The organism is Methylobacterium sp. WL120 (genome assembly GCF_008039465.1).
Taxonomy (GTDB): domain Bacteria; phylum Pseudomonadota; class Alphaproteobacteria; order Rhizobiales; family Beijerinckiaceae; genus Methylobacterium; species Methylobacterium cerastii.
Genome location: NZ_VRUT01000309.1, coordinates 1 through 2,100 on the forward strand (window position 1 = coordinate 1; position 2,100 = coordinate 2,100).

General features: G+C 73.1%; 2 protein-coding genes. Both read right to left on the reverse strand.

Going from position 1 to position 2,100, the window contains the following annotated elements:
• Positions 1-227 precede the first annotated feature (227 nt).
• A complete protein-coding gene (locus tag FV229_RS26600) occupies positions 228-950 on the reverse strand; it encodes a hypothetical protein (protein WP_147754782.1) in 723 nt (240 codons plus the stop codon).
• A 108-nt stretch (positions 951-1,058) separates the two neighbouring features.
• Positions 1,059-2,100 (reverse strand): hypothetical protein (locus FV229_RS27730; protein WP_187275301.1); only part of this gene is annotated, 1,042 nt, incomplete at its 5' end.

Sequence of the window (2,100 nt, forward strand, 5' to 3'; positions counted from 1 at the left end):
CGGACGTAGCTGAACAGGTTCTCCGATCGATCTCCGCGCCCGCGCATCGCCTGATCCCACCCCTGCCTCTAACAGAGTGAATCATCTCCGCGACAAGCCTGCCAGCGACTTCTGCAGCAGCCTGCTAGAGCATTTTCCGTGATCTACGGATCACGGAAAATGCTCTATCTTGTTGCGTGGGCGCATTTTCTTTACGCGAGCCGGCAACCACCTCGCTTGAAAATGCTCTAGGGCATCGCCTCCGATGCGGGACGGGCGGGCGGCGAGACGGGCGGCCCCGTCCGGGTGGCGATCCACAGGACGTTCCGCGGGCCGTCTCCGCTGGCGCGCGACCGCACCCGCACCTCCTCGACGGAGAAGCCCGAGCGGGCGAGCCGCGCCTTGAACTTGCGGTCCGGGCGGCCGGACCAGACGCCGAGGACGCCGCCCGGCCGCAGGGTGTAATGCGCGCGCTTCAGGCCCCAGGCGTCGTACAGGCGGTTGTTCTCGCCCCGGACCATGCCCTCCGGACCGTTGTCGACGTCGAGCAGGATGGCGTCGAACATGGCCGGGCCGGATTGGATCAGGCGGTTCACGTCCGCCTCGTGGAGGGCGAGGCGGGGGTCGTCGAGGCTGCCGGCGAACAGGTGCGCCAGGGGGCCGCGCGCCCACGCCACCACCGCGGGCACGAGCTCGGCGACGACGATCTCGGCCTCCGGCCCGAAGGCGTCGAGCGCCGCGCGCAGGGTGAAGCCCATGCCGAGGCCGCCGATCAGCACGCGCGCCTTCGGCCGGTCCCGCAGCCGCGCCGCGACGAGGGTCGCGAGCGCGCGCTCGGACTCGCAGTGCCGGTCGCGCATCAGGTCCTGGTTGCCGACGGTGATCGCGAAGGCGTCGCCCTGCCGCATCAGGCGCAAGGTGGTCTTCTCGCCGGGGACGAGACCGGTGTCGACGTGGACCCAAGGCGTCACGGATATCCTCCCGCCGCCCGGCGGCGTGGTTGCAGCGCGCTCCCTGTACCAGCGGTTCGGAAGCCCCGCGAGAGGCGCCGCGAAGGGCGCCGTCGGTGCTCGCGACGCCTACTCGGTCGTCGCCGTCACCGCGATGCGGCCGAGCAGCGTCGCCGGGTCCTCGGCCGCCGCCACCTCGGCCGCGCTGAGGCCGGCCGGCTGCAGCGGCTTCACGCCGAGCCGGAGCTGGCCGGGCCGCATGATGAAGCGGGCCACCGCCTGGCCCAGCTCGGTGGCGCCCGGCATGGAACCCAGCATTTGCGGGATGCCGAGGCGGGCGTAGGCGGCGTACTCGATGCGGACGTCCTCCGCCGCGACGCCCCTCTGCCGGGCCTGCATCGCCAGGACGCGGTCGAGCAGGCCGCGATCCTGGATGTCGAGGTCGAGGGATTGTGCGGTGGCGCCGAGCACCGCCCGCGTCGCCGCCTCCGGATCGCGGCCGAACAGGTCCCGCGACACGTTCCCGACGACGGCGCGCAGCTTCGCGGTGCCCATTCCGCCGCCCTCGATGGCGATCTCGTGCACGGCGAGCTGCCGGCTCGCCTCGCTCCAGGCGAGGTCGGCCCTCACGCTGGTGGCGACGGCGGTGTAGCCGAGGGCGGCGAGCTGGCCGGACGAATCCTGCCCGGACACGAAGGCCGCCGGCACGGATAGGTCGCGCATCGCGAAGCGAAGCCGCGTCGGCACGCCCTCGACGAGGTCGGAGGTCACGAGCTCGAGGCCGTCGAGGGCGAAGGCTGCCGCGCCGGCGCCTTCACCGCCTGTCGTGCCGTCCTTGGAGCCGTCCTTGGAGCCAGACTTCGCGACCTCGATGCGGCCGAGCCGGATCGCGCCGACCTGGGGCACGAAGCGCCGGGCCTCCGCCGGGCCGACCCGGGAACCGGTCGCGGCCGCCGCCGCCATCCCGTCGATCAGGCTGCGCAGCGAGACGTCCTCGACCGCGACGGAGGCGACGCGCGCCGTGAGGTCCGGGCCGGCGGTCTCGAATCCGTCGAGCCGCACGCTTCCCGGCGCACCGGCCGCGGCGGCGAGCCCGATCCGCGCGATCCGTCCGGTCGTCCCGTGCGGGTCCGCGTAGTCGAGGCCGACCGCCTCCAGGCTGCCGACCTGG